Raw genomic sequence first — 24,557 nt, forward strand, 5'->3', positions numbered from 1 at the left:
AGTGCGCGGTCCATACGTTCCGGACGACGCGGCACTCGCGGTGGAGCAGGGGGCGGGCGACCGCGCACGACTCCGCGCCCATCGCACAGGGGCTGCCCCACCCCCGCTCGTACATGCCAATGAAACCCACGGCCTACACCCGGTCACAGGCGAAACGAAAGGAAACCGGTGAACAGCGACCAGGACCAGTTCCGCACCGGCGGGAACGCGCGCGACGAGAATCGGTCCGACGCCGATCCCGAGACCACGGGTGAGTTCACCATCGACTACACCCCGCCCGCCTGGTACACCCAGGGCGCGCAGGACACCCCGCCCGCCCCGACATCGACCCCGGCCCCGCCCGCCGGTGAGCAGAGCGCCCCGGAGGCTCCGCTGCCGCCGCTCCCGCCGCCGACCGGTGCGCCGTTGAACGTGCCCGGCCTTCCGCAGGCCGGCGGCTTCCAGCCGAACTGGCCCGTCACGCCCCCGCCTCCGGCCCCGGCGCACTCGGCATCGGCCACTCCCCCGCCCGTCTTCCCGGTGCCGCCGGCTCCCGCCCCGCAGGCACCCGAGGCCGGCCGGCCCATGGACGACGGCGAGGGCTTCGGCAACGGTGACATCGAGAGCGGCGCGACGATGCGCTTCTCGCCCACCGCGCTGAAGCGGGAGTTCGAGCAGTTGGAAGCGGCTGCGGCCGCGGCCCGCGGCGAAGCCGTGCCCGCGTCGAGCCCGGCCCCTTCCGCGGCCCCGGCCCCGACCCCGGCCGCGAGTGCCGGTGAGCCGTCCGTCGTGACGCCGGAGGCGCACGAGGTGCCCGAGGCAGAGGCTTCCGGGCCCGCCGAGGCGGCCTCCACCGAGGCATCCGAGTCCCCCGCCGAGGCGAACGACCCGGCGGCGTGGGACCCGTGGGACTCCGCGGAGTCGTCGGACACGCAGGCGCCGGACGCATCGCGCTCCGGCGACTCGGCGGCCCCGGCGGACTCCGAGAACCCGGATGAACCCGGCGAGTCCGGTTACCTCATCGCCTCCCCCGGCGAGCAGTCCAGCGGTACGTCCGTGGCGCCGGCCGGTGACGAGAGGACGTCCGAGGCGCCCGAGGCGCCCGAGGCGGTTGAGACGCGCGATGCCGACGAGACGCCCGAGGCATCTGAGACATCCGAGGCGCCCGAGGCCACGACCGACGATTCGGATGCCTCCCCCCTCCAGGACACGGCGTCGACCGCCACGGCGCACGAGCCGACCCTGGCCCCCGCCACCCCCGAGCCCGCCGACGACGTCCCGGCGGACGCCGTACCCACGAACGCCGTACCGGCCGACGCTGCACCCGCCGACGCCTCGCCCGAGCCCATGAGCCCGGAGCCGAGCCAGGCCCCGGTGTTCGAGGACGCCGTCCCGGTCGCGGACGCCGTTCCGGTAGCGGACGCCGTTCCGGTAGCGGACGCCGTTCCTGGCGCAAACGCCGTTCCGGACGCGCCCGTTGCCGCTCCCGAGCCCCAGGACGCGCCCCCGACCGGTCAGCCGTGGGCCGCGACGGCCGGACCGCAGCCGACCGGGCTGCCTCCGCTGCCTCCGGCGTTCCAGCCCGCGTCGCCCCCCGCCGCACCGCAGTGGCCGGCGCAGCCTCAGGCTCAGCCGACCCCGGGCCAGTTCCCCGGCGCGGCCGCCCCGGCGCCCCAGCAGCCCCAGCAGCCCCAGCAGCCCCAGCAGCAGGGCGGCTACGGCTTCCCCCACCAGGGACAGCAGGGACCCCAGGGTCAGCAGGGCGTCACGCCACCGCCCGCCCCCAATCCCCCTGCCCCGCAAGGCAGTTACGACTTCCCACACCAGAGCCCCGCACCCGAGGCCCCTGCCCCTGCCCCTGCCCACCAGGGTGGATACGGCTTCCCGCACCAGGCTCCCGCGCCCGCCGACGCCGCCGCCCAGCCGGGGGGCTACGGCTTCCCCCACCAGGGAGCCGCACCCGCCGACGCCACGGCCGCCGCTGCCCAACAGGGTGGCTACGGCTTCCCGCACCAGGCCGCCAGCCCCCCGGCCGCCGCCCAGCCCCAAGCGCAGCCCGGCCCCAACTCGCCCCAGCAGCAAGGGGGTTACGGCTTCCCCAACCCCGCCGCCAACCCCCCGACCGCACCCCAGCCCCAGGCGCAGCCCGCCCCCGCGCCGGCGCCCGCGCAGGGCGGCTTCCCTCAGCAGGGTGGCCTCCCGCAGCCCGGTCAGCCGCACGCCCAGGGCCAGCCGAACCCGCAGGGCCACCCCGGCCACCCCGGCCAGCCCGGCCTGCCCGGCTCGCAGAACCCGCAGAGCCACCCCGGCCAGCCGGACCCGCAGTGGCAGCAGGCCGACCCGCAGGGGCCTGCCAACCCCCAGCCGCATCAGGCCGCGCCGCCCGCCGACCCCCGGGCCGGGGCCGCCTGGCCCTCGCCCATGGCGCACGACCAGCGGGAGCGGTCGATGCCGGGTGCCCCGCTCGGGTACACGGCCGCCGTCGAGCTGTCCTCGGACCGGCTGCTGCGCAACAACAAGCCGAAGCCGAAGAGCAGTCGAGGCCCGGCCGCGGGAGCCGCGCGCTTCAAGTTCGGGGCCAAGAAGGAGGAGGCCGAGCGGCAGCACAAGCTCGACCTCATCCGTACGCCCGTCCTGTCCTGCTACCGCATCGCGGTCATCTCCCTCAAGGGCGGCGTCGGCAAGACGACCACCACGACCGCGCTCGGCGCGACCCTGGCCACCGAGCGGCAGGACAAGATCCTGGCGATCGACGCCAACCCGGATGCCGGCACGCTCGGCCGCCGGGTGCGCCGGGAGACCGGGGCCACCATTCGCGACCTGGTCCAGGCGATCCCGTACCTCAACTCGTACATGGACATCCGCCGCTTCACCTCGCAGGCGCCGTCCGGTCTCGAAATCATCGCGAACGACGTCGACCCGGCCGTGTCCACGACGTTCAACGACGAGGACTACCGCCGCGCGATCGACGTCCTGGGCAAGCAGTACCCGGTCATTCTCACCGACTCGGGTACGGGCCTGCTGTACTCGGCGATGCGCGGTGTGCTCGACCTCGCCGATCAGTTGATCATCATCTCGACGCCGTCCGTGGACGGCGCCTCCAGCGCCTCGACCACGCTCGACTGGCTCTCCGCGCACGGCTACGCCGACCTCGTGCAGCGTTCCATCACCGTCATCTCGGGCGTTCGCGAGACCGGAAAGATGATCAAGGTGGACGACATCGTCCAGCACTTCCAGACGCGCTGCCGCGGTGTGGTCGTGGTGCCGTTCGACGAGCACCTGGCGGCGGGCGCCGAAGTGGACCTCGACATGATGCGGCCCAAGACGAGGGAGGCGTACTTCAACCTCTCGGCGATGGTGGCCGAGGACTTCGTACGGGCCCAGCAGCAGCAGGGGCTGTGGACCGGTGACGGTCTCAACCCGCCGCCGCACATGGCCCCGCCGATGCCGGGCCAACAGGGCGCACCCGCCCAGCCGTTCCCCGGCCAGGGACAGCCCGGCCCTTACCCCGGGCAGCCGTTCCCGGGCCAGGCCCAGCCTCAGCCGCAGACACATCCGCAGCAGCAGCCGGGCCAGCCCTACCCGCCCGGCCAGCCTCAGGCCCAGGCCCAGCCTCAGCAACAGCCCCAGCCCGGTGCGGCCCAGCCCGGTCCCTACCCCGGTCAGCCCTACCCGGCCCAGGGGCAGCCCGCGCCGGGCCAGCCGTTCCCGCAGCAGGCGCAGGCGCAACCGCAGCAACCGCAACCGGGGCAGCCCTTCCCGCCCCAGGGCCAGCCGCAGCCGGGCCAGCCCTACCCCGGTCAGCCGTACGGGATCCAGCCCGGACAGCCGGGACAGATGCCTCCGGGCCAGCCCGGACAGCCGGGGCAGATGCCTCCGGCGCAGCCGGGCCAGCCTTACCCCGGTGCTCCCCAGCCCCCCGCCGGCTGGCAGACGCAGCAGCCCCAGCCTCCGGCCGAGGACGGCGCCGGGCACGCTCCGCAGCCGCCGTCAGCCCCTCAGCAGTAAGGCGTCAGAGGACTCGACCAATGAGGGCCCGCACCGTTCCCACGGTGCGGGCCCTTCGGTGTTTTCGCAGACCAAATGGCCTGCGAGGCGCCGTTGACACGTCTAGACCACCGCTGGTAGACCTGCGCCCACACCGGCCGCCACCTCCTCTTCCCCGGCGCTCCACCTGCGATCAACCCTGCTTTTCCGTGCGAGTGATGACGCGAGGTCACCGTCCCATGGCAAGAACAGTTCCATCGCGCAAGACCGTGCGACCGTCGCGGATCCGCCGCCTGATGGCCGGGGGCGCCGCCACCCTCGCGCTGGCGGCCGGGGCCGTGGTCCCCGCCCAGGGCGCGGCGGCCGATGACGCCAAGGGCGGCGAGAAGGTCCTCACCGTCGCCGTCTCGCAGAGCGTCGACTCCCTGAGCCCCTTCCTCGCCCAGCGCCTGATCACCAGCAGTGTGCACCGGCTGATGTACGAGTACCTGACGAACTACGACCCCAAGGACGGCCATGCCGTCCCGGGCCTCGCCACCGCCTGGAAGGCGTCGCCGTCCAAGCTGACGTGGACGTACACGATCCGCGAGGACTCGAACTGGTCCGACGGGCAGCGGGTCACGGCCGACGACGCGGCCTGGACGTTCACCAAGATGATGACCGACAAGGGCGCGGCGACCGCCAACGGCAGCTTCATCGCGAACTTCAAGAAGGTCACCGCGCCCAATCCGACGACGCTCGTCATCGAACTCGCCAAGCCGCAGGCGACGATGACGGCCCTGGACGTGCCGATCGTGCCCCGGCACGTCTGGGAGAAGGTCGGCGACTTCAGCAAGTTCAACAACGATCAGTCGTTCCCCGTCGTCGGCAACGGGCCGTTCGTCCTGACCGACTACAAGGTCGACCAGTACATCAAGCTCAAGCCCAACAAGGGTTTCTGGCGGGGCGCGCCCAAGTTCGACGCGCTGGTCTTCAAGTACTACAAGGACAACGACGCGGCGGTCGCGGCGCTCCAGAAGGGCGAGGTGTCCTTCGTCTCCAACTTGTCGCCCGCGCAGGCGAGTTCGCTGAAGTCGGTGCCGCACGTCAAGGTCAATGACGCGCCCGGGAGGCGCTTCCTCGCGCTGGCCACCAACCCGGGCGCACAGTCCAGGGACGGCAAGAAGTTCGGCGACGGCAACCCGGCGCTGCTCGATCCCAGGGTGCGCCGGGCCCTGTTCGCGGCCGTCGACCGCAAGACGCTCGTCGACAAGGTCTTCCAGGGGCACGCGGTCGAGGGCGAGGGCTACATCCCGCCCCGGTTCGCCGACTACTTCTGGAAGCCGGCCCCGGAGCAGAAGATCGCGTACGACCCGGCGAAGGCGGCGGCCCTGCTCGACGAGGCGGGCTACCGGACGGGGTCCGACGGCAAGCGCGTCGGCAAGGACGGCAAGCCGCTCGGTCTGCGGCTGCTGTGCCACGCCATCGACCCCAACGACAAGGCGGTGAGCAAGTACCTCCAGGAGTGGTGGGGCAAGCTCGGCATCGGGCTGGAGGTGGGGTGCGTCGACAACGTGTCCGATCCGTGGACGGCCGGCGAGTTCGACCTGGCCCTGGACGGCTACTCGGTCAACCCCGACCCGGACTACGTCCTGTCCATCCACACCTGCGCTGCGCTGCCCGCCACCCCGAAGGCGACCGGACAGACGGACGACTTCATCTGCGACCGGCAGTTCGACGAGCTGTACGCGAAGCAGTTGGCCGAGTACGACACCGCCAAGCGGGCGGACCTGGTCAAGCGGATGGAGTCGCGGCTGTACGACACCGGGTACATGAACGTCATGGCGTACCCCAACGCGGTCGAGGCGTACCGCACCGATCAGATCCGGTCCCTCACCACGATGCCCGAGGCCGCGGGCAACATCTACGGTCAGGACGGCTACTGGAGCTGGTGGTCGGCGGTCCCGGCGGCCGGCGCGGGGGCGAAGCCGGGCGGGGGCTCCTCGGCGGGCGTCGTCCTCGGCATCGTCGCGGGTGCGATCGTGCTGGCCGGGCTCGCCTCCTTCCTCGTGCTGCGCCGTCGCGCCGGCGCCGACGACCGCGAGTAGCCGATGACCACCGCGAGTTCGGCCGACACCCCCGGGGTGGTCGCCGAGGCGATCACCGCGCCGCACGGCCGCCGTCGCGCGGCCGCGGGCCCGGCGCTCGGCTATCTGCGCTACGTGGGCGGCAAGCTGGCGGGGGCGGTGGTCTCGCTGGCCGCCGTCCTCGTCACCAGCTTCTTCCTGTTCCGGATCATCCCGGGCGACCCGGTCCGCACCATGACCCACGGCCGGCAGGTCTCGGCCGAGCAACTGGCCAATCTGCGCGCCCAGTTCGGGCTCGACCTGCCGGTGTGGCGGCAGTTCACCGACTACTGCGGCAAGGCGCTGACCGGGGACCTGGGCACCTCCTACCAGTTCCACGCACCGGTCGGCTCGCTCATCGCCGAGAAGCTCCCGGCGACGCTCCTTTTGACCGGCACGGCCGTCGTCCTGTATTCGACGCTCGGCATCTGGCTGGGCACCCGCTCGGCCTGGCGGCGCGGCGGCCTCGGCGACCGCTTCAACACCTCGCTCGCGCTCACCCTGTGGTCGGTGCCGTCGTTCTGGCTGGGGCTGCTGCTCATCATCACGTTCTCCGTCGGTGCGGGCCCGATCCCGGGCCTGTTCCCGACCGGGGGCATGGAGTCGGGCGACACGAGCGGCATGGGGTACGTCCTGGACGTGGCGCACCACATGGTGCTGCCGGTGCTCACCCTGGTCGCGGTGCAGTACGCGCAGACCCTGCTCGTCATGCGGTCCTCGCTGCTCGACGAGATGGGCGGCGACTATCTGACGACGGCCCGCGCGAAGGGCCTGCGCGACGACGCGGTGCGCCGCCACCACGCGGTGCCCAACGCGCTGCTCCCCACGGTCACGATGCTCTTCATCAACCTCGGTCATGTTGCGGCCGGTTCGATCCTGGTGGAGACGGTGTTCTCCTGGCCGGGGCTCGGCGGCCTGTTCTACCAGGCGCTGAGCGTGCCCGATCTCCCGCTGGTGCAGGGCCTGTTCGTGGTCTTCGCGGGCGCCATGATCGTGATGAACCTCCTCGCCGACCTGCTCTATCCGCTGCTCGATCCCAGGGTGGGCCGATGACCTCGACGACAGCCGCCGACCGGGCCGGCTCGCTGGCCTGGGCGCGCCGGCGCGGCTCGCTCACCCGTTTCTGGCGCTCCTACCGCGCCCACCGGGCCGGTCTGTACGGGCTGGCGGGTCTGGTGGTCATCGCGCTGATCGCGCTGACGGCGCCGCTCACGGTCGGCGCGGACGTGCAGAGCGTGACCAGTGCGCCGGGCACCGCCCTGGAGCCCCCGAGCGGCCAATTCCCGCTCGGCACCGACCAGTTCGGGCGCTCGCTGCTCGGCCTGCTGGTCTGGGGCGCCCGGATCTCGCTCGCGGTGGGGCTGCTGGCCGCGGCGCTGAGCGTGGCGATCGGCACCCTGGTCGGCATCCTCGCCGGGCACTACGGCGGCTGGCTCGCCACGGCCCTGATGCGGATCACCGACTGGTTCCTCGTGATGCCGACGCTGGTCCTCGCGATCGTGCTCGCCACCGTCATGTCGCACAGCGTCTGGACGGTGATCCTGGCGATCGGTGTGACGTCCTGGCCGACGACGGCGAGGCTGGTGCGCGCGCAGACCATCGCGGTGGAGTCGCGCCCCTACATCGAGCGGGCCCGCGCGCTCGGCGGCGGCCACCGGCACATCATGTCCCGGCACGTGCTGCCGAACGTGATGCCGCTGGTCCTCGCGCAGACCACCCTCGGCATCTCCAACGCCATCCTCACCGAGGCCACCCTCGCCTTCCTGGGCCTGGGCGATCCGACGGTGGTGTCCTGGGGCGGGATGCTCCAGGACGCCCGTGAGGCGGGCGCGGTCTCCTCGGGGCACTGGTGGTATCTGGCGCCCCCCGGCATCGCGATCGCGCTGGTGGCGCTCTCCTTCACGCTCTGCGGCCGGGCCGTCGAGACCGTCCTCAACCCGAAGCTGGGGGTCCGGTGAGTCTGCTGGAGATCAGGGACCTGCACGTCACGTACGGGAACGGGGCGGCGGCGGTGCGCGGCGTGGACCTCACCATCGCGCCGGGCCAGAAGCTGGGCGTGGCGGGCGAGTCGGGCTGCGGCAAGTCGACGCTCGCGATGGCGCTCCTGAGGCTGCTGCCCGCGTCGGCCGTGCTGCGCGGTTCGGTGCTGCTCGACGGCGAGGACGTGCTCGCGATGCGGTGGGGGCGGCTGCGGGCGGTCCGCTGGGCGGGGGCGTCCATCGTCTTCCAGGGGGCGATGCACTCGCTGAACGCGGTGCACCGCGTCGGTGACCAGATCGCCGAGCCCATCCTGCTGCACGGCCTGGCCACCCCGGCGGGGGCCCGCGCCCGCGTCGGTGAACTCCTCGAACAGGTCGGCCTTCCCGCCGCGCGCGCCCACGCCTATCCGCACGAGCTGTCCGGCGGTCAGCGCCAGCGGGTGATGATCGCGATGGCGCTGGCCTGCACGCCCGAACTGATCGTCGCGGACGAACCGACGACGGCCCTCGACGTGATGATCCAGGCCCAGATCCTGCGGCTGATCGAGCGGCTGGTGGCCGAGACGGGCATCAGCCTGCTGATGATCAGCCACGATCTGGCGGTCCTCGCCGACACCTGCGACCGGCTCGCGGTGATGTACGCGGGCCGCATCGTCGAGGAGGGCCCGGCTCACGCCGTCCACGCCGCCGCCCAACACCCCTACGGCCGGGCCCTGTCCGCCGCGTTCCCGCGCGTCGGCGACCCCTCCTCGCGCCGGGCTCCCCGGGGCCTGCCGGGGGACCCGCCCGATCCGTCCGCCCTGCCACCGGGCTGCGCCTTCCACCCGCGCTGCGCGGTCGCGCTCGACCTCTGCGCCCGGGACGACCAGCCGCTGCGCGAGGCGGGCCCCGAACACCGGGCGGCCTGTGTGCACGCCGGGTCCCTGTCGAGGAGCACCGCATGACCACCACCGAGGCCCCGCTGCTCGCCGCGTCCGCGCTGCGCGTCGCCTTCCCCGGGCGGCGCGGCGCCCCGCCGGCCCGGGCGGTCGACGGCGTCGAACTCACCGTCGGGCGGGGCGAGATCGTCGCCCTGGTCGGCGAGTCGGGCTGCGGCAAGACGACGCTCGCCCGCACCCTGCTCGGCCTGGTCGCGCCGACCGCCGGCACGGTGGCCTTCGACGGCAGCCCCCTCGACCGGCACGCCCGCGCCCTCAAGGCGTACCGCAGGCGGGTGCAGTTGGTCCTCCAGGATCCGAGCGGCTCGCTCAACCCCCGGCACACCGTGTACGACGCGGTCGCCGAGGGGTTGCGCATCCACGGATCCCCGGGCGATGAGCGGGAGTTGGTGGCCCGTGCGCTGTCACGGGCCGGGCTGCGCCCACCGGAGCGGTTCTTCCTGCGCTATCCGCACGAGCTGTCGGGCGGCCAGCGCCAGCGCGTGGTGATCGCGGGCGCGCTGGTCCTGGACCCCGAACTGATCGTCGCCGACGAGCCGGTGGCCTCCCTGGACGCGTCGGTGCGCGGCGAGATCCTGGCGCTGCTGCTGCGCCTGCGGGACGAGCTCGGCCTGTCCGCGCTGGTGGTGACCCACGACCTGGGTCTGGCGTGGAACATCGCGGACCGGGTGGCGGTGATGTATCTGGGCCGCATCGTGGAGACGGGCCCCGTCGAGGATGTGCTGACGCACCCTCAACACCCGTACACCCAGGCGTTGTTGTCGGTCCTGCCGGAGTCGCCGGGCGATCCGGTGGTGCTCACCGGCGAGCCCCCGGACCCCTCGCGCGTCCCGGGCGGCTGCCGCTTCCATGCCCGCTGCCAGGTCCTGGCCTCGGGCGAGGCGGAGCGGGCGGGCGTCGCGGACCGCTGCCGCACCGAGGACCTGCCGGTCCTGGCGGGCGGCACCGCGGCGCGGGTCGCCTGCCACTGGGCGGCGGCCCGCACCGGAGCCTAGGCGCGCCGGGCGTCGTACGCCTCGATCAGCTCGGTGGACCGCTTCACGTCGTTGCCGATCGCTTCCAGGAGGTCCTCGATGGAGTCGAACTTGGCCATGCCCCGCACATAGGCGAGGAAGTCGACGGCGACGTGCAGGCCGTACAGGTCGAGGCCCACGCGGTCGATGGCGTACGCCTCCACCGTGCGCTCGGTGCCGTCGAACTGCGGGTTGGTGCCGACCGAGATGGCCGCGGGCATCCGCTCGCCGGAGGGGAGTCCCCCCTGCTCGGGCGAGGCCGGGAGCGTGGGGACCGTCAGCCAGCCCGCGTAGACGCCGTCGGCGGGGATCGCGGTGTGCGGCAGAGTCTCGACGTTGGCCGTCGGGTAGCCGAGCTCGCGGCCGCGCTGGGCGCCGCGCACGACGACGCCCTCGACGCGGTGCGGGCGGCCGAGGATCTCGGCGGCACCCTCGATGTCGCCCTCGGCGACCAGGCGGCGGGTCAGCGTGGAGGAGAACGGCTCGCCGCCGCCCGCCTCGCCGCGCACCCGCAGGTCGATGACCTCGACCTCGTAGTCGTACATCCGGCCGAGCTCGGCAAGGACCTCGACGTTGCCCGCCGCCTTGTGCCCGAAGCGGAAGTTGGGGCCCTCGACGACGAGTTTGGCGTGCAACTTGTCGACCAGCACCTTGACCACGAAGTCGGCCGCGGAGAGCTTCGAGAACTCGCTGGTGAAGGGGAGGATCAGCACGGCGTCCACGCCGAGCTCCGCCATCAGTTCGGCGCGCCGGTGGTGCGGGGCGAGCAGCGGCGGGTGGCTGCCGGGGCGCACGACCTCGCTGGGGTGCGGGTCGAAGGTGACCACGACGGACGGCACGCCCAGCTCGCGGGCGCGCTCCACGGCCCGCCCGATGATCAGCTGGTGTCCGCGGTGCACCCCGTCGTAGGACCCGATGGTGACAACAGCGCGTCCCCAGTCCTGCGGGATGTCCTCCAAGCCACGCCAGCGCTGCACTGTGACCGCTCCTCGAACCCGTGTACGTCGTTGACCCTTACGCGTCATGCAGGTCTAAGACTGCCATGCCCGGCGGCCCGGGATCGCATCGGCATGGGACTGCCCAGCGTCTCCACCGCGCGACGGGCGCCGGGACCGACCACCGCGGCCCACTCGTGGGGAGCTTCGCACAGCCATCGCGCGACCTGCGCGGCGAAGCCCGGCACCTCCTGGCAGAGCTCGACCAGGCGCTCCTCGAAGCGGGCCGCGCCCTCGGGCGTACGGGCGAGGAGGAGCCCGGTGCGGTGGACGAGGTCGCGGGTGCGCGCCTCGGCCCGCTCCCCCGAGCCATGGGCGGCGGCGGTGAGCAGGGCGTCGGCCACGGCCGGACCGCGCGACGCCTGGCGCTCGAAGGCGAGGAGCACGTCGAGCAGTTCGGCCCGCAGCGGCCGGGAGGCCGCGGTGCCGGGCGCGGCGAGGACGGGGGCCAGCGCGTGGCGGACGGGGTGGGCGGGGTCGCGCAGCAGGCTGGTCACCATCGGGAAGAGCACGGCGCGGGCCGCCGGGCCGTCAGCGAGGCGCCGGTCCACGAAGGCCGCCGCGTCGTGGGCCGCCTCGGGGTGGCGCCCGGTGTGTTCCTGGACCAGGGCCGCGGCGCGGCGGGCCAGCGCCGGGGTGGTGATCCCGGCGAGCGCGTCGAGGACGTCGGTGGCCCCCGCGCCGCCCCGGTGCAGCCGCGCCCGCAGAGCGGCGATGACGGGCTCGGGGTGGGTGGTGAGGGCGGCGGCGAGCGCGGAGGTGGGCACGGCGGGATCGCCCGCGGTGTACGCGGCCAGCGCCCGGTCGAGGTAGCGGGCGCGGGTCGCCGGGTCGCGCACCAGGAGGGCGAGCGCGGCGCCGTGCAGGGCGGCGTCCCCGGGGCGCGCGAGCAGCGCGAGCGCCGCGTAGCGCAGCAGGTCGCGATCGGCGGGGGTGCGGATGCCGAGCGCGACGCGCGGCCCGTGGGCGGCGGCCGCGGCGCGCCGTTCGGGCCGGTCGTCGTGGGCCCAGCGGTCCACGGCCCGGCACAGCGCGGACGGTTCGTCCTCGGCGAGCTGGGCGAGGAGTTCCTCGGCGCATGCGTGGGGTGTCGCCACCAGCACCTCGGTGAGGTCGTCGACGGCCAGCGCCCGGCGCGCGTACAGCAGGGCCTGCGCGGCCCGCGCGACAGTGGGCCGCACCGTCGCCCCCGGCGCCACGGGCAGCGGCGTCTCGTCGGTGAACCAGCGGCACAACAGCGGCTGTACGTCCCGGGGCTGGGCGGTGAGGCGACGGTCGGCCGCGTCCAGGTAGCGCTCCCAGTCCGGCGCGGCCCCCGGCACCCCGTCGGCCGGCACCAGACGGCGCAGCAGTTCGAGGCGCAGGTCGTCGCCGACCCTCAGCCGCGTCCAGAACCACGCCCCGAACGCGCCGAATGGCCCGAGCCCGGCGGGCCCTCCCTCACGCAGGGACCGGCGGGTGATCCGGTCCGCGAGCAGCCGCAGCACCTCCTGGTAGGGGCGTACGTCGGGAACGCGCAGCAGGGTCTCGGCTAGGAGGTGGACCGCCCACCACTGGGCGTCCGCGAGCCGGTCGTGGGCGGCGGACGCGTGGGGCGTGCGGTCCAGAACGTCCACCAACTCCTTGAGTTTCAGGACGAGTTGGGTTGATCCCTGATGGCTGCCGAGCAGCAGCATGGCTTCCAGGACGGGCCCGATGCGATGCCGGGGCACCGGCAGGGTGCGCTCGGTGGGGGCGGGCCCCGAGCCCGGCGGCGGTGGCACATGGCCCTCGGGTACGGCGCTGACGGCGGGGCGCGAGGGGAGCTTGACGACGGCGGCGGGGTCGCTCTCGTCGTACCAGCGGTGCACCAGCGCGTACAGGGCGGCGTCCAGGTCGAGATGGGCCGCCTGCACCCAGTCGGCGAGCTCTTCGTGGGCGAAGCGGTAGCCGGCTCCGGCGGGCACCAGCAGCCCTTCGGTGAGGACCGCCGAGGCCGATCCCGTACGCCACGGGAAGATCTCCTCGAACGACTCGCGGTCGAGTTCGCCCTGGCCCGGGCCCAGACAGCGGCGGGCCGCCTCGTGGACCTGCCCGGCGACGCGTGCCGCCAGGCGTCGCACCGCGCTGCCGCGCACGGGCGGCCGGGCGGAGGCAGCGACGCGGACCGCGATCCGCAGGCACATCAGGTCCAGGTGGGCGGCGAAGACCTCCTCGCGCTCCGGAGCGCCCTCGACCTCGGCGGGCAGCGCGGCCCGCACCTCGGCGAGAAGCCGCAGCGTCAGGGGGTGCCGCGCGTCGCGCTCGCCGAGCACGCCGTCCGCGAGGCCGTAGCGCTCGCGCGCCCGGGCGGCCTCCTCGCGCCCGAGGTCGCCGATGTGCACGCCGTCCGGGAGGCGGGGCAGCCGGGCCGGATGCAGGGCACCCCCGGGGTAGTGCGCGCCCGCCTGTTCCCAGTGCTCGGGCCGGCAGGCGACGACCATCCGCGCTCCGGCCGCGGCGAGCCACTCCACCGTCGCGGCGGTCCAGGCGGCGAGGCGGTGGGCGAGGACGGGCGGCATCTCCTCGGGTCCGTCGAGCAGGACGAGCAGCGGCCGCCCGGCCTCGCGCGCCAGTCGCGCCACCCGGTCGGGGGTGGCCGCCTGCTCGCCCCGTTCCGCCGGGGCGGCGACGATGCGGGCCGCGTGGGCGAGGGCGCGGGAGACGGCGTCGGCGAGGGAGGTGTCGTCGCACCGGAGGTCGGCGCCGCGCAGCCATACGGTCGGCGCGGGTTCGGCGCCGCGCGCCCGGCGGCCCGCGAGCGCGGCGAGTTCGGTGGTGCGCCCGGTGCCGGGGTCTCCGACGAGCCCGAGCACAAGGGCGTCCCCTGCGGCGAAGGCGTCCAACTCCCGGAGTGTGGAAGGCCGTTCGACGGGCTCGCGCCCCCTGCGGGGGCCGCCGGCGGAGCCCACGGAGGTGGCGGTGAGCTGGAGTGCGCCCGCCAGGTTCAGATCGGCCCCGTAGGCGGGCACGGTGGCGGCGTTGCGCCGCAGGAGTTCGGCGAGCGGGCCCTGTTCGGCGCGCAGCGGCATCGCGAAACCGGACGCCTGGTGCGAGGCGTGCAGCGCGGTGCCGACGACGCCGAGGACGGCGCCCGTCGTGGTGTCGACGACGGGACCGCCGCTGGCCACCCCGCCGAGCCGCATGGCCTCGCTGCCCGCCGTGCCGATCGCCAACTCCAGTACGCCGCCCAGGAGATGGAAGCGGTCGGTGGCGGTGTAGGTGACGGGCGAGGTGCCCAGTACGCGCGCTTCGCGCCAGCCGTGGGCGGCGACCCGGACATAGCTGCCCGCCCCGATCCCGGTCCGCGCGGAGATGGGCAGCGGCCGCACCCCGAGCCCGTCGGTGCGCACCAGGGCGAGGCCCGCCTCGGGGAGCGGGTCGAGATCATCGGCCTCGGCCAGCCAGGTGCGGTCGCCGGGGGCGTGCAGCACGACTCTGCTCAGACCGTCGACGGCCTCGTGACTGGTGACGACGGTGCCCCGGTCGTCGGCGACGAAGCCGGTCCCCCGGGTCCGTCCGGCCAGATCACAGATCCGTACGAGCGTCTCGCCGCCCTCGTCCCCCGCCCCGCGTCGCATGTCCGAAACGGTAGTTCTGGGGTGATCCGCCCGAGAAGGACGTCACGGCAAAGCGCCCCCCTGTGCTCCCGTCGTTCACTCCGAGCGCCTGCTCGATGGGGTGAATCACCGGGGTGGCGCGGATAGACCCCTTGCGAGGGGGATCGTGGAGCGGGCCGGCCCGCCCGCTCCACGGTGGGGGGGCGTCTCAGCCGAACACGGCCAGGCTCTTGGCCTTGCCCTTCTGGCTCTCGACCAGCGCCAGGAACGTCCCGTCGGGCCCGTACACCCCGACCGCCCTGCCGGTCTCGTACTCGTCCGGCATGTCCAGGCGGACGCCGTTGAGCAGCAGCGAACCGCGGCGCGCGTCCACGTCCCAGCGGGCGAAGGCGGCGGCCGCGGCCTGGGCGACCGGCATCACGGTGAGCGATTCCTGGTGCTGGTCCAGGGTGCGGGCCGCGTCCAGGCCGTAGGGGCCGACGCGGGTGCGGCGCAGCGCGGTGAGGTGACCGCCGACGCCGAGCCCGGCCCCGAGGTCGCGGGCCAGGGCGCGGATGTAGGTGCCGGAGGAGCAGACGACGGAGACGACCAGGTCGATGACGGGCGTGCCGTCCTCGGCGACGGCCTCGCGGACGTCGTAGACCCGGAACGAGGACACGGTCACCGGGCGGGCCGGGATCTCGAACTCCTCGCCGCCGCGCACCCGCGCGTAGGACCGCTTGCCGTCGATCTTGATCGCGGAGACCTTGGACGGCACCTGCATGATGGCGCCGGTCAGCTCCGCGACGCCCGCGTCGATGCCCTCGCGGGTCACCCGGGAGGCGTCGGTGGACGAGATGATCTCGCCCTCGGCGTCGTCGGTGATGGTGTCCTGGCCGAGCCGGATCGTACCGAGGTACTCCTTCTCGGTCAGGGCGAGGTGCCCGAGCAGCTTGGTGGCCCGCTCGACGCCCAGGACGAGCACACCGGTCGCCATCGGGTCGAGGGTGCCCGCGTGGCCCACGCGGCGGGTCTTGGCGATGCCGCGCATCTTGGCCACGACGTCGTGCGAAGTGAAGCCCGACGGCTTGTCGACAATGACAAGCCCGTCGGGCGTCTTTGCTGCGGTGCTCATGCTCAGGCGTCGTCCTCGTCGCCGGGCTTCTTGTACGGGTCGGCGTCGCCCGCGAACTGGGCGCCCGAGGACACCTCGCGCACCGCGGCGTCCGAGGCCCGCGCCTTGTTGAGGAGGTCCTCGATGGTCTTGGCGTTCTCGGGGAGCGCGTCCGCGATGAACGTCAGGGTGGGCGTGAACTTGGTGCCGGCGGCGGAGCCGACCGCGGAGCGCAGGACGCCCTTGGCGCTCTCCAGGCCGGCCGCGGCGGCGGCCCGGTCCTCGTCGTCCCCATACACCGTGTAGAAGACCGTGGCCTCCCGCAGGTCGCCGGTGACCCGGGTGTCGGTGATCGTCACATGCGTTCCGAGGCGCGGGTCCTTGACGCCACGCAGCAGCTTCTCGGCCACCACCTCCCGGATGAGGTCCGCCAGCTTCTTCGCCCGCGCGTTGTCGGCCACTGGTCCTACTCCTTCTCAAGCCTTGCTCGGTGTTCAGTCTTCGTCGCTGTGGAGCCTGCGTCTGACCGACAGCAGCTCCACCTCGGGCCGGCCGGCGACGAGCCGCTCGCACCGGTCGAGTACGTCCGTGAGGTGCCCCGTCTCCCCGGACACCACCGCGAGGCCGATCTCGGCCCTGCGGTGCAGATCCTGGTCGCCGACCTCGGCCGCGCTCACCGCGAACTTGCGCTGGAGCTCGGCGACGATCGGCCGGACGACGGAGCGTTTCTCCTTCAGCGACCGTACGTCGCCGAGGAGCAGATCGAAGGACAGCGTCCCCACATACATGGATGTCCGGATGTCCCGCCGGTACGGGTTAGAGGACCCCGCCAAAGCCTTGGCAGGGACATCAAGAACCGTACCGGAACGGCCGGGGCCGATCGACGGAAATACCTTCCCGCCGATCGGCCCCGACTTTCGTTCCTCAGGAGGCCGGGCCTCCCGGGGTACGGATCGGCTGCACGGACTAGCCGCGCGGCTTCTCGCGCATCTCGTACGTCGCGATGACGTCGTCGATCTTGATGTCGTTGAAGTTTCCGAGGTTGATACCGCCCTCGAAGCCTTCGCGGATCTCGGTGACGTCGTCCTTGAAGCGACGCAGACCCGAGATGTTGAGGTTCTCCGCGATGACCTTGCCATCGCGCAGCAGGCGCGCCTTGGTGTTGCGCTTGACCTCGCCCGACCGGACCAGGACACCGGCGATGTTGCCCAGCTTGGACGAGCGGAAGATCTCGCGGATCTCCGCCGTGCCGAGCTCGACCTCTTCGTACTCCGGCTTGAGCATGCCCTTGAGGGCCGCTTCGATCTCTTCGATCGCCTGGTAGATGACCGAGTAGTACCGGACGTCGACGCCTTCGCGCTCCGCCATCTGCGCCGCGCGGCCCGCAGCGCGGACGTTGAAGCCGATGACGATGGCGTCGGAGCCGGTCGCCAGGTTGATGTCGGACTCGGTGACCGCACCCACACCGCGGTGCAGGACGCGGATGTCGACCTCGTCGCCGACGTCGAGCTGGAGCAGCGAGGCCTCCAGGGCCTCCACCGAACCGGACGCGTCGCCCTTGATGATGAGGTTGAGTTCCTGCACCAGACCGGCCTTGAGGGCCTCGTCCAGGTTCTCCAGGGAGAACCGCACACCCTTGCGGGCGAAGCGGACGTTGCGCTCACGGGCGGCACGCTTCTCGGCGATCTGACGGGCCGTACGGTCCTCGTCGACGACCAGGAAGTTGTCGCCGGCGCCCGGGACGTTGGTGAGACCGAGGACGAGGACCGGGGTCGAGGGACCCGCCTCTTCCACGTTCTCGCCCTTGTCGTCGAGCATGGCGCGCACACGGCCGTAGGCGTCGCCCACGACCATCGTGTCGCCGACCCGCAGGGTGCCGCGCTGGACCAGGACGGTCGCGACGGCGCCGCGGCCCTTGTCCAGGTGGGACTCGATCGCGATGCCCTGCGCGTCCTGCTCCGGGTTGGCCCGCAGGTCGAGCGAGGCGTCGGCGGTGAGGACGACGGCCTCCAGGAGGGACTCGATGTTGAGGCCCTGCTTGGCGGAGATGTCGACGAACATCGTGTCGCCGCCGTACTCCTCGGCCACCAGACCGAACTCGGTGAGCTGACCGCGCACCTTGGTCGGGTCCGCGCCCTCGACGTCGATCTTGTTGACCGCGACCACGATCGGCACGTCGGCCGCCTTGGCGTGGTTCAGCGCCTCGATCGTCTGGGGCATCACACCGTCGTTCGCCGCCACCACGAGGATCGCGATGTCGGTGGACTTGGCACCACGGGCACGCATGGCGGTGAACGCCTCGTGACCCGGGGTGTCGATGAAGGTGATCCTGCGGTCCTCGCCGTTGACCTCGGTGGCGACCTGGTACGCACCGATGTGCTGCGTGATGCCACCGGCCTCGCCCGCAACGACGTTCGTCTTGCGGATCGCGTCCAGAAGGCGGGTCTTACCGTGGTCGACGTGACCCATGACGGTCACGACCGGCGGACGCGCGACGAGGGACTCCTCGCCACCTTCGTCCTCACCGAACTCGATGTCGAAGGACTCGAGCAGCTCGCGGTCCTCCTCCTCGGGGCTGACGATCTCGAGGATGAAGTTCATCTCGTCCGCGAGGAGCTTCAGCGTCTCGTCGGAGACGGACTGCGTGGCAGTGACCATCTCGCCGAGGTTCATCATCACGCCGACGAGCGACGCCGGGTTGGCGCCGATCTTCTCGGCGAAGTCGGTCAGCGAGGCACCGCGCGACAGGCGGACGGACTGTCCGTTGCCACGGGGCAGCATGACGCCGCCCACCGACGGGGCCTGCATGGCCTCGTACTCCTGGCGCCTCTGACGCTTCGACTTGCGACCACGACGGGCGGGCCCGCCGGGACGGCCGAAGGCACCCTGCGTGCCACCGCGGCCACCCGGGCCACCGGGACGGCCCTGGAAACCGGGACGACCGCCGAAGCCGCCGCCACCACCGGGAGCGCCGCCACCCGGACGGGGACCGCCGAAGCCGCCACCGCCACCGGGACGACCGCCGCCACCGGGACCGGCCGGACGGCCGGCGAAGCCGCCGCCACCACCGGGACGACCGGCGCCGCCACCCGGACGGCCACCGGGGCCACCGGGACCACGGCCACCGGGGCCGCCACCGGGACGCGGAGCCGCGGCCGGACGCTGCGGCATCATGCCGGGGTTGGGACGGTTACCGCCGGGAGCACCACCCGGGCGCGGGGCGCCGCCCTGCGGACGGGGCATGCCACCCGGGCTCGGACGGCCTGCGCCCTGACCCTGGGGACGCGGAGCGCCGCCGGGGCCGCCCTGCGGACGCGGGGCGCCACCGGGGGCACCGGCACCGCCGGGACGGGGCGCGCCGCCGCCGGGACGGGGCGCCTGCGGGCGCGCCATTCCGGTGGAGCCACCCGAGGTGAAGGGGTTGTTGCCGGGACGCGGACCGGCCGGACGGGCACCGCCCGGGCGGGGAGCGCCCTGACCCGCGGGGCGGGCCGGACGGTCGCCGCCACGGCCACCGTCGCGCTGGCCGGCGTCGCGCTGGCCACCGTCACGCTGACCGGCGGCCGGGGCCGGACGGGCTGCGGGACGCGGGCCGGGGGTGGCGCCGGCGGGACGCGGAGCCTGGGGCGCCGCGGGCTGGGCCGGAGCCGGAGCCGAGAACTCGGCGGCGGGCACCGGGGTGACCGGGGCCGGCTTGGCCGGTGCGGGCTTCGGGCCCGGGCGGGGGCCCGAGGCGGCCGGAGCCGTGGAGGGGGTGCTGCTCGCCGGGGCCGCCGGCGTGACCGGCTCGGCCGGGGCCGCAGGCGCGGCGGGGGCCGGCTTGGGGGCCGGTGCGCCGGGCTTGGGGGCAGCGGGACGTGCCGCGGCGGGGGCCGCGGGCTTGGCGGGCGCGGCCTTGCGGGGCGCGCCGGGCTTCGCAGCGGACTTGCCGGCGTTGCCGCCGGGCCCCTGCAGTGCGTCAGTCAACTTGCGTACAACCGGCGCCTCGATCGTCGAGGACGCCGAACGGACGAATTCACCGAGTTCTTGGAGCTTGGCCATGACGACCTTGCTCTCCACTCCGAACTCCTTGGCGAGTTCGTATACCCGGACCTTAGCCACTTCGCTCCTTTTAGGTCCGGGTTACCGCCGGACCGTCGCTACTTCATGGGCGTACTCATCGCGTACTCATCGAGTGCTCATCGCAATCTCGACCTACTTCCAACTCGCGAGGTACCTGACCGCACGGGATTCCGTGCCGTACTTCTTTCTTACGTTGCGGCCTGCTCGACGTACTTCCGCAGGTCCGCGGTGTCGAGCGCTTCCTGGACCCTGAAGGCCCGGGAGAACGCCCGGCGGCGGACCGCCTGGTCGAGACAGACCGAGGCGGGGTGGACGTACGCACCCCGGCCGGGCAGCGTACCGCGAGGATCGGGGGCGCAAGCACCCTCGACCGCCACGATGCGCAGCAGATCGCTCTTGGCCGCTCGCTCCCGGCATCCCACGCAGGTTCGCTCAGGGCAGGCGCGGGCGTGCGTCCGGCCAGACACGTTTAAGTCTACCTCCCCGTAGCGACCTCACCCCTTGGGGGCAAAAATCGAACGGTTGTTGTCCAGAAAGCTTCACCCTGCCCCGTGGAACCGGGGCGGGGCCACTTCTTATTCCCGTCAGTCCTGGTCGGACTGCTCGGTGTCCGGGCGGATGTCGATGCGCCAGCCGGTGAGGCGGGCGGCGAGCCGGGCGTTCTGGCCCTCCTTGCCGATGGCGAGGGAGAGCTGGTAGTCCGGCACGGTCACCCGCGCGGAGCGGGCCCCGAGGTCCACGACCTCGACCTTGGAGACCCGGGCCGGGGACAGCGCGTTGGCCACCATCTCGGCCGGGTCGTCCGACCAGTCGACGATGTCGATCTTCTCGCCGTGCAGCTCGGCCATGACGCTGCGCACGCGGCTGCCCATCGGGCCGATACAGGCACCCTTCGGGTTGATGCCGGAACGCGTCGACCGCACGGCGATCTTCGTGCGGTGACCGGCCTCGCGGGCGATGGCGGTGATCTCCACCGAACCGTCGGCGATCTCCGGGACCTCGAGCGCGAACAGCTTCTTGACCAGGTTGGGGTGGGTGCGCGACAGCGTCACCGAAGGACCGCGGACACCCTTGGCCACCCGAACGACGTACGTGCGCAGGCGCAGGCCGTGCGTGTACTCCTCGCCGGGCACCTGCTCCTGCACCGGCAGCATGGCCTCCATCTTGCCGATGTCGACCAGGACGTTCTTGGGGTCCTTGCCCTGCTGGACCACGCCGGTGATGACGTCGCCCTCACGCCCGGCGAACTCACCGAAGGTGATGTCGTCCTCGGCGTCGCGCAGCCGCTGGAGAATGACCTGCTTGGCGGTGCTCGCCGCGATCCGGCCGAAGTCCGACGGAGTGTCGTCGAACTCCTTGGGCTCCTGGCCCTCTTCGAGGTCGGCCGGGTCTTCCTTCGCCCACACCGTGACATGACCGTTCTCACGGTCGAGCTTCACGCGCGCACGCCGGAAGCTGCCCTCGGTGCGGTGGTAGGCGATGAGGAGCGCCGACTCGATCGCCTCGACCAGCAGGTCGAAGGAGATCTCCTTCTCCCGGACCAGACCCCGCAGGGCACTCATGTCGATGTCCACGGCTACGCCTCCTCTTCGTTGTGCATGTCGTTCAGGATGTCGTTCTCGCTGTCTGCTGCGATCTCGTTCTTCCCGTCCTTGCGGTTGAACTCGATCTCGACCCGTGCCTTGGCGATCTCGGCGAAACCGATCCTGCGGGCGGTGGGCTTGCGCCCCTTCACGCCCGGGATCTCGGTGTCGATGCCGTCGTCGTCGGCCTTGAGGATGCGCGCGACCAGTTCGGTGCCGTCGTTGAGCTGGAGACGGGCGAGCCGGCCGGTGGCGCGCTGGTAGTGGCGGAGTTCGGTGAGCGGGCGCTCGGCGCCCGGAGACGTCACTTCGAGGACGTACTCCTCCTCGCCCATCGCGTCGCTCTCGTCGAGCAGCTCGGAGGCCGCCCTGCTCAGCTCTGCGCAGGTGTCCAGCTCGACGCCCTGGTCGGAGTCGACCACGATTCGCAGTACGCGCCGGCGGCCCGCCCGGGACACCTCGATCTCCTCGAGGTCCAGATCCTTCGCGCTGACGAGCGGCTCCAGGAGACCGCGCAGCCTGTCGCTCTGGGTCGTGCTCATCCGGGTGACTCCTCGGCCGCGTCTGCTGTTGTGGGGGATCGTCGTCGCGTACGGCGGCCGTCGTTCGACCGCCGCCGTCAGGTCAAAGGGTATCCGGTCCGGGAGGGTGTTGCCGTCCACCGCCCGGCGGCCGCGGGTACGCTCGCCTGCGGTGATCACTCGGTCACCGGCGGACCGGCACACAGGGAGAGACACGTGCGGCACCCGGGGACCACGCGAAGGTGTGTGCTGGCCGTGACGGGAGCGGCGGCCGCAGGGGTGCTGGCCGGCTGCTCCGACGCGGGTTCCGAGGGCGGGACGCGCAGCTCTGCGCCGGGCGCCCGGGAGGCCGCGGCCCGCACGGAGGCGGCGCTGCGCGCCCGGACCTCGGCGGCGAGCCGGGCCCTGGTCGCCCAGTACGACGCGGTCCTCGCGATGCATCCGACGCTGCGGGAGCGCCTCGCGCCGCTGCGCGAGCAGGCCGCACAGCACGGCACGGCGCTCGCGCCGCCCGCCTCCGCGCAGGCCTCCCCCGGGTCCTCCTCCCCCACGCCCTCCGCCGCCGCGCCGTCCTCCCCGTCCGCCATCTCCTCCGTGCCGGCCGACGCCGACGAGGCGCTCAAACAGCTCGCCCAGGCCGAACGGCGCACCTCCGACGCCCAGTTGACGGCCCTGGCCACCGCACCGCCGGAGCTCGCCCGGCTGCTCGCCTCGGTGGCCGCCTCCGGCGCCGGCCACGCCTACCTCCTGGGCGGGGGCGCCTGATGGCCGAGCCCCTGAACGCCGCGCAGGCCGCGCTGGCCGCCGAACACGCGGCGGTGTACGGGTACGGGGTGCTCGGCGGCCGGCTCGCCGGAGCCCGCGCCACCGAGGCCCACGACGCGCTCACCGCACATCGCTCGCGCCGCGACTTTTTGGCCCGTACGGTGCGTGACCTGGGCGGATCGCCGGTGGCGGCGGCCCCGGCCTACGCGCTGCCGTTCGCCGTGCCGGACGCGTCCGCGGCGCTGCGGCTGGCCACCGAGCTGGAGGACCGGGTCGCCGGGGTCTACTCCGATCTCGTCCGGGCCGCCGAGGGGCCGCTGCGCCAGGAGGCGGCCCTCGCCCTGCGTGAGGCGGCGGTGCGGGCCGTGCGGTGGCGGGGCGGCAGCGTAGCCTTTCCTGGGCTCGCGGAACGCCCGAGCGCACCGGTTCCACCGGCCAGTACCTGAGTTCCACCGGCTGTACCTGAGCAAGGGGCAATACACGCATGGCTTTCGAACCGCCTGAGCGGCTGGTCCGCGCGCTCGGCGAGACGTACGGGGACGCGCTGGCCGGGCCCTGGCTCGACCGACTGCCCGCGCTGGCCGAGGAGTCGGCCACCCGGCGGGGCCTCGCCGTCGACCGGGTGCAGGCGCCGGGGGGCCGCTCCAGCCTGGTGGCTCTCGTACGCCGTCCCGACGGCACCCCGGCCGCCCTCAAGGTCGCCCCGTCCTTCGCCCGCCCCGATCTGGAGCGCGCGGCGCTGGCGCACTGGCACGGGTGGGGGGCCGCCCAGTTGCTGGACGAGGAGACGTCCGGGGAGACGCCCGACGACGCGCTTCTGCTGGAGCGGCTGCACCCCGAGGTGTCGCTGCGCTCGCTGCCCGAGGCCAAGGCCCTGCTGGAGGCGGCCGGTATCGTGCGGCGGCTGTGGGTCGAGCCGCCCGCGGGCCACGCCTTCGAGACGGTGGCCGACCGCACGGAGCGCCAGAGCGCGGCGATGCGGGCCTCGCGGGATCCCGAACTCGCCCCGCTCGTCTCGGCCGCGCTCGCCGCCCGCGACGAACTGGCCGCCGCCGCGCCGGAGTTGCTGCTCCTTCACGGCAACTTCCGCCAGAGCAAGGTGCTTTCGGGCGAGCGGGCGCCGTGGTTGACCGTGGGGCCCGAGCCGCTGGTGGGTGAACGGGCCTACGATCTGGCGCGGTTGGTACGGGACCGGGTGGAGGACCTCATCGCGGCGCCGAGCGGGGCGTCCGCCGCGCGGCGCCGCGTCAACAAGCTGGCCGACTCCCTGGACGTCGATCCGGCTCGGCTGCACGGGTGGACGCTGTTCCGGGCGGTCGAGTCCGGGTTGCGGGCGCGGGCGGCGGGCCGCCACCAGGACGCGGAACTCCTCCTGGAATTCGCCGGCTGGCTATAACCCCCTGGGCCTCCGCCCCCCACCCGTGCAGCGGGGTTGGTTGGTTCCGGGCCCCCTGGGGCTCCGCCCCAGACCCCGTTCGCGCCTGAACGGCGCTCGTCCTCAATCGCCGGACAGGCTGAGGTGCCCCGTGCGGGCCAGCACCGAGCAGTCAAGGAACACGGCGGCGGCCCAAGGTAGCCAGTGCGGGCCAGCACCGACTAGCTGGGGGCGCGGGGAACTGCGCGAAAAGCGACCACGATCCGCAGACCGAAGGGCCTTTAGGGGCGCGGGGAACTGCGCGAGAAGCGACCACGGCCCGCAGGTCGAGAGGGGTTGGGGGCGCGGGGAACTGCGCAAGAAGCGACCACGATCCGCAGGGTCGAGAGGGGTTGGGGGCGCGGGGAACTGCGCAAGAAGCGACCACGATCCGCAGGTCGAGAGGGGTTGGGGGCGCGAGGAACTGCGCAAGAAGCGACCACGATCCGCAGGTCGAGAGGGGTTGGGGGCGCGAGGAACTGCGCAAGAAGCGACCACGATCCGCAGGGTCGAGAGGGGTTGGGGGCGCGAGGAACTGCGCGAGA

General features: G+C 73.3%; 18 protein-coding genes. 9 read left to right on the forward strand and 9 right to left on the reverse strand.

Annotated features, from left to right (window positions below; all coding sequences use genetic code 11):
* The first annotated feature begins 168 nt into the window (after window positions 1–168).
* The 6 genes from N4G70_RS31155 (at window position 169) to N4G70_RS31180 (ending at window position 9,983) form a co-directional block, all read left to right on the forward strand.
* On the forward strand, window positions 169–3,987 hold the full coding sequence (locus tag N4G70_RS31155; RefSeq protein WP_261716120.1) for an SCO5717 family growth-regulating ATPase: 3,819 nt from the start codon (window positions 169–171) through the stop codon (window positions 3,985–3,987).
* A gap of 218 nt (window positions 3,988–4,205) precedes the next feature.
* Entirely contained in the window at window positions 4,206–6,053 is a 1,848-nt protein-coding gene (locus tag N4G70_RS31160; RefSeq protein ID WP_261716121.1) for an ABC transporter substrate-binding protein, read from the forward strand.
* A gap of 3 nt (window positions 6,054–6,056) precedes the next feature.
* Window positions 6,057–7,124: an ABC transporter permease gene (locus N4G70_RS31165; protein WP_261716122.1), complete on the forward strand. Its 1,068-nt coding sequence runs from the start codon at window positions 6,057–6,059 to the stop codon at window positions 7,122–7,124.
* Window positions 7,121–8,029, forward strand: a complete 909-nt coding sequence (locus N4G70_RS31170; protein WP_261716123.1) for an ABC transporter permease — start codon at window positions 7,121–7,123, stop codon at window positions 8,027–8,029. The genes N4G70_RS31165 and N4G70_RS31170 overlap by 4 nt, the downstream gene beginning before the upstream one ends.
* On the forward strand, window positions 8,026–8,994 hold the full coding sequence (locus N4G70_RS31175) for an ABC transporter ATP-binding protein (protein WP_261716124.1): 969 nt from the start codon (window positions 8,026–8,028) through the stop codon (window positions 8,992–8,994). The genes N4G70_RS31170 and N4G70_RS31175 overlap by 4 nt, the downstream gene beginning before the upstream one ends.
* Window positions 8,991–9,983, forward strand: coding sequence for an ABC transporter ATP-binding protein (locus N4G70_RS31180; RefSeq protein WP_261716125.1), 993 nt, complete (start codon window positions 8,991–8,993; stop codon window positions 9,981–9,983). Before N4G70_RS31175 ends, N4G70_RS31180 begins: the two co-directional genes overlap by 4 nt.
* On the opposite strand, the gene N4G70_RS31185 is transcribed toward N4G70_RS31180, so the two are convergent.
* The 9 genes from N4G70_RS31185 to rimP all read right to left on the reverse strand — a co-directional run bounded on the left by N4G70_RS31185 (window position 9,980) and on the right by rimP (window position 21,854).
* Window positions 9,980–10,978, reverse strand: a complete 999-nt coding sequence (locus N4G70_RS31185) for a bifunctional riboflavin kinase/FAD synthetase (RefSeq protein WP_261716126.1) — start codon at window positions 10,976–10,978, stop codon at window positions 9,980–9,982. The two genes, N4G70_RS31180 and N4G70_RS31185, sit on opposite strands and share 4 nt — an antisense overlap.
* A 44-nt stretch (window positions 10,979–11,022) precedes the next feature.
* Entirely contained in the window at window positions 11,023–14,595 is a 3,573-nt protein-coding gene (locus tag N4G70_RS31190; protein ID WP_261716127.1) for a serine protease, read from the reverse strand.
* Between the two features lie 187 nt (window positions 14,596–14,782).
* Window positions 14,783–15,688, reverse strand: coding sequence for a tRNA pseudouridine(55) synthase TruB (gene truB, locus N4G70_RS31195; RefSeq protein ID WP_261716128.1), 906 nt, complete (start codon window positions 15,686–15,688; stop codon window positions 14,783–14,785).
* 2 nt (window positions 15,689–15,690) lie between these two features.
* Window positions 15,691–16,128 carry a 30S ribosome-binding factor RbfA gene (rbfA, locus tag N4G70_RS31200; protein WP_261716129.1) on the reverse strand — a complete coding sequence of 146 codons (438 nt, stop codon included), beginning with the start codon at window positions 16,126–16,128 and terminating at the stop codon, window positions 15,691–15,693.
* A 33-nt stretch (window positions 16,129–16,161) separates the two neighbouring features.
* Window positions 16,162–16,455, reverse strand: a complete 294-nt coding sequence (locus tag N4G70_RS31205) for a DUF503 domain-containing protein (RefSeq protein WP_161248660.1) — start codon at window positions 16,453–16,455, stop codon at window positions 16,162–16,164.
* Window positions 16,456–16,633: 178 nt separating this feature from the next.
* Window positions 16,634–19,768: a translation initiation factor IF-2 gene (gene infB, locus N4G70_RS31210; protein WP_261716130.1), complete on the reverse strand. Its 3,135-nt coding sequence runs from the start codon at window positions 19,766–19,768 to the stop codon at window positions 16,634–16,636.
* 149 nt (window positions 19,769–19,917) lie between these two features.
* Complete coding sequence (locus tag N4G70_RS31215; protein WP_261716131.1) at window positions 19,918–20,196, reverse strand: YlxR family protein; 279 nt, start codon at window positions 20,194–20,196, stop codon at window positions 19,918–19,920.
* Window positions 20,197–20,313: 117 nt separating this feature from the next.
* Window positions 20,314–21,303: a transcription termination factor NusA gene (gene nusA, locus N4G70_RS31220; protein ID WP_261716132.1), complete on the reverse strand. Its 990-nt coding sequence runs from the start codon at window positions 21,301–21,303 to the stop codon at window positions 20,314–20,316.
* Between the two features lie 2 nt (window positions 21,304–21,305).
* Window positions 21,306–21,854 carry a ribosome maturation factor RimP gene (gene rimP, locus N4G70_RS31225; protein WP_261716133.1) on the reverse strand — a complete coding sequence of 183 codons (549 nt, stop codon included), beginning with the start codon at window positions 21,852–21,854 and terminating at the stop codon, window positions 21,306–21,308.
* Between the two features lie 234 nt (window positions 21,855–22,088).
* On the opposite strand from rimP, the gene N4G70_RS31230 reads away from it, so the two are divergent.
* Genes N4G70_RS31230 through N4G70_RS31240 form a run of 3 tightly spaced genes read left to right on the forward strand, consistent with a single transcriptional unit; the run spans window position 22,089 to window position 23,994 of the window.
* On the forward strand, window positions 22,089–22,598 hold the full coding sequence (locus tag N4G70_RS31230; protein WP_261716134.1) for a hypothetical protein: 510 nt from the start codon (window positions 22,089–22,091) through the stop codon (window positions 22,596–22,598).
* Window positions 22,598–23,044: a ferritin-like domain-containing protein gene (locus N4G70_RS31235; RefSeq protein ID WP_261716135.1), complete on the forward strand. Its 447-nt coding sequence runs from the start codon at window positions 22,598–22,600 to the stop codon at window positions 23,042–23,044. Before N4G70_RS31230 ends, N4G70_RS31235 begins: the two co-directional genes overlap by 1 nt.
* Window positions 23,045–23,082: 38 nt before the next feature.
* Window positions 23,083–23,994, forward strand: a complete 912-nt coding sequence (locus N4G70_RS31240; RefSeq protein ID WP_261716136.1) for an aminoglycoside phosphotransferase family protein — start codon at window positions 23,083–23,085, stop codon at window positions 23,992–23,994.
* Window positions 23,995–24,557: the final 563 nt, after the last annotated feature.

It is taken from the genome of Streptomyces sp. ASQP_92 (assembly GCF_025399895.1).
GTDB lineage: Bacteria > Actinomycetota > Actinomycetes > Streptomycetales > Streptomycetaceae > Streptomyces.

Excerpts from the sequence above, each read along its gene's own strand:
- N4G70_RS31170 (WP_261716123.1), top strand. The coding sequence starts at position 7,121 with ATGACCTCGACGACAGCCGCCGACCGGGCCGGCTCGCTGGCCTGGGCG.
- N4G70_RS31165 (WP_261716122.1), top strand. The coding sequence starts at position 6,057 with ATGACCACCGCGAGTTCGGCCGACACCCCCGGGGTGGTCGCCGAGGCG.
- rimP (WP_261716133.1), bottom strand. The coding sequence starts at position 21,854 with ATGAGCACGACCCAGAGCGACAGGCTGCGCGGTCTCCTGGAGCCGCTC.
- N4G70_RS31205 (WP_161248660.1), bottom strand. The coding sequence starts at position 16,455 with ATGTATGTGGGGACGCTGTCCTTCGATCTGCTCCTCGGCGACGTACGG.
- N4G70_RS31240 (WP_261716136.1), top strand. The coding sequence starts at position 23,083 with ATGGCTTTCGAACCGCCTGAGCGGCTGGTCCGCGCGCTCGGCGAGACG.
- N4G70_RS31160 (WP_261716121.1), top strand. The coding sequence starts at position 4,206 with ATGGCAAGAACAGTTCCATCGCGCAAGACCGTGCGACCGTCGCGGATC.
- truB (WP_261716128.1), bottom strand. The coding sequence starts at position 15,688 with ATGAGCACCGCAGCAAAGACGCCCGACGGGCTTGTCATTGTCGACAAG.
- N4G70_RS31235 (WP_261716135.1), top strand. The coding sequence starts at position 22,598 with ATGGCCGAGCCCCTGAACGCCGCGCAGGCCGCGCTGGCCGCCGAACAC.
- N4G70_RS31190 (WP_261716127.1), bottom strand. The coding sequence starts at position 14,595 with ATGCGACGCGGGGCGGGGGACGAGGGCGGCGAGACGCTCGTACGGATC.
- N4G70_RS31180 (WP_261716125.1), top strand. The coding sequence starts at position 8,991 with ATGACCACCACCGAGGCCCCGCTGCTCGCCGCGTCCGCGCTGCGCGTC.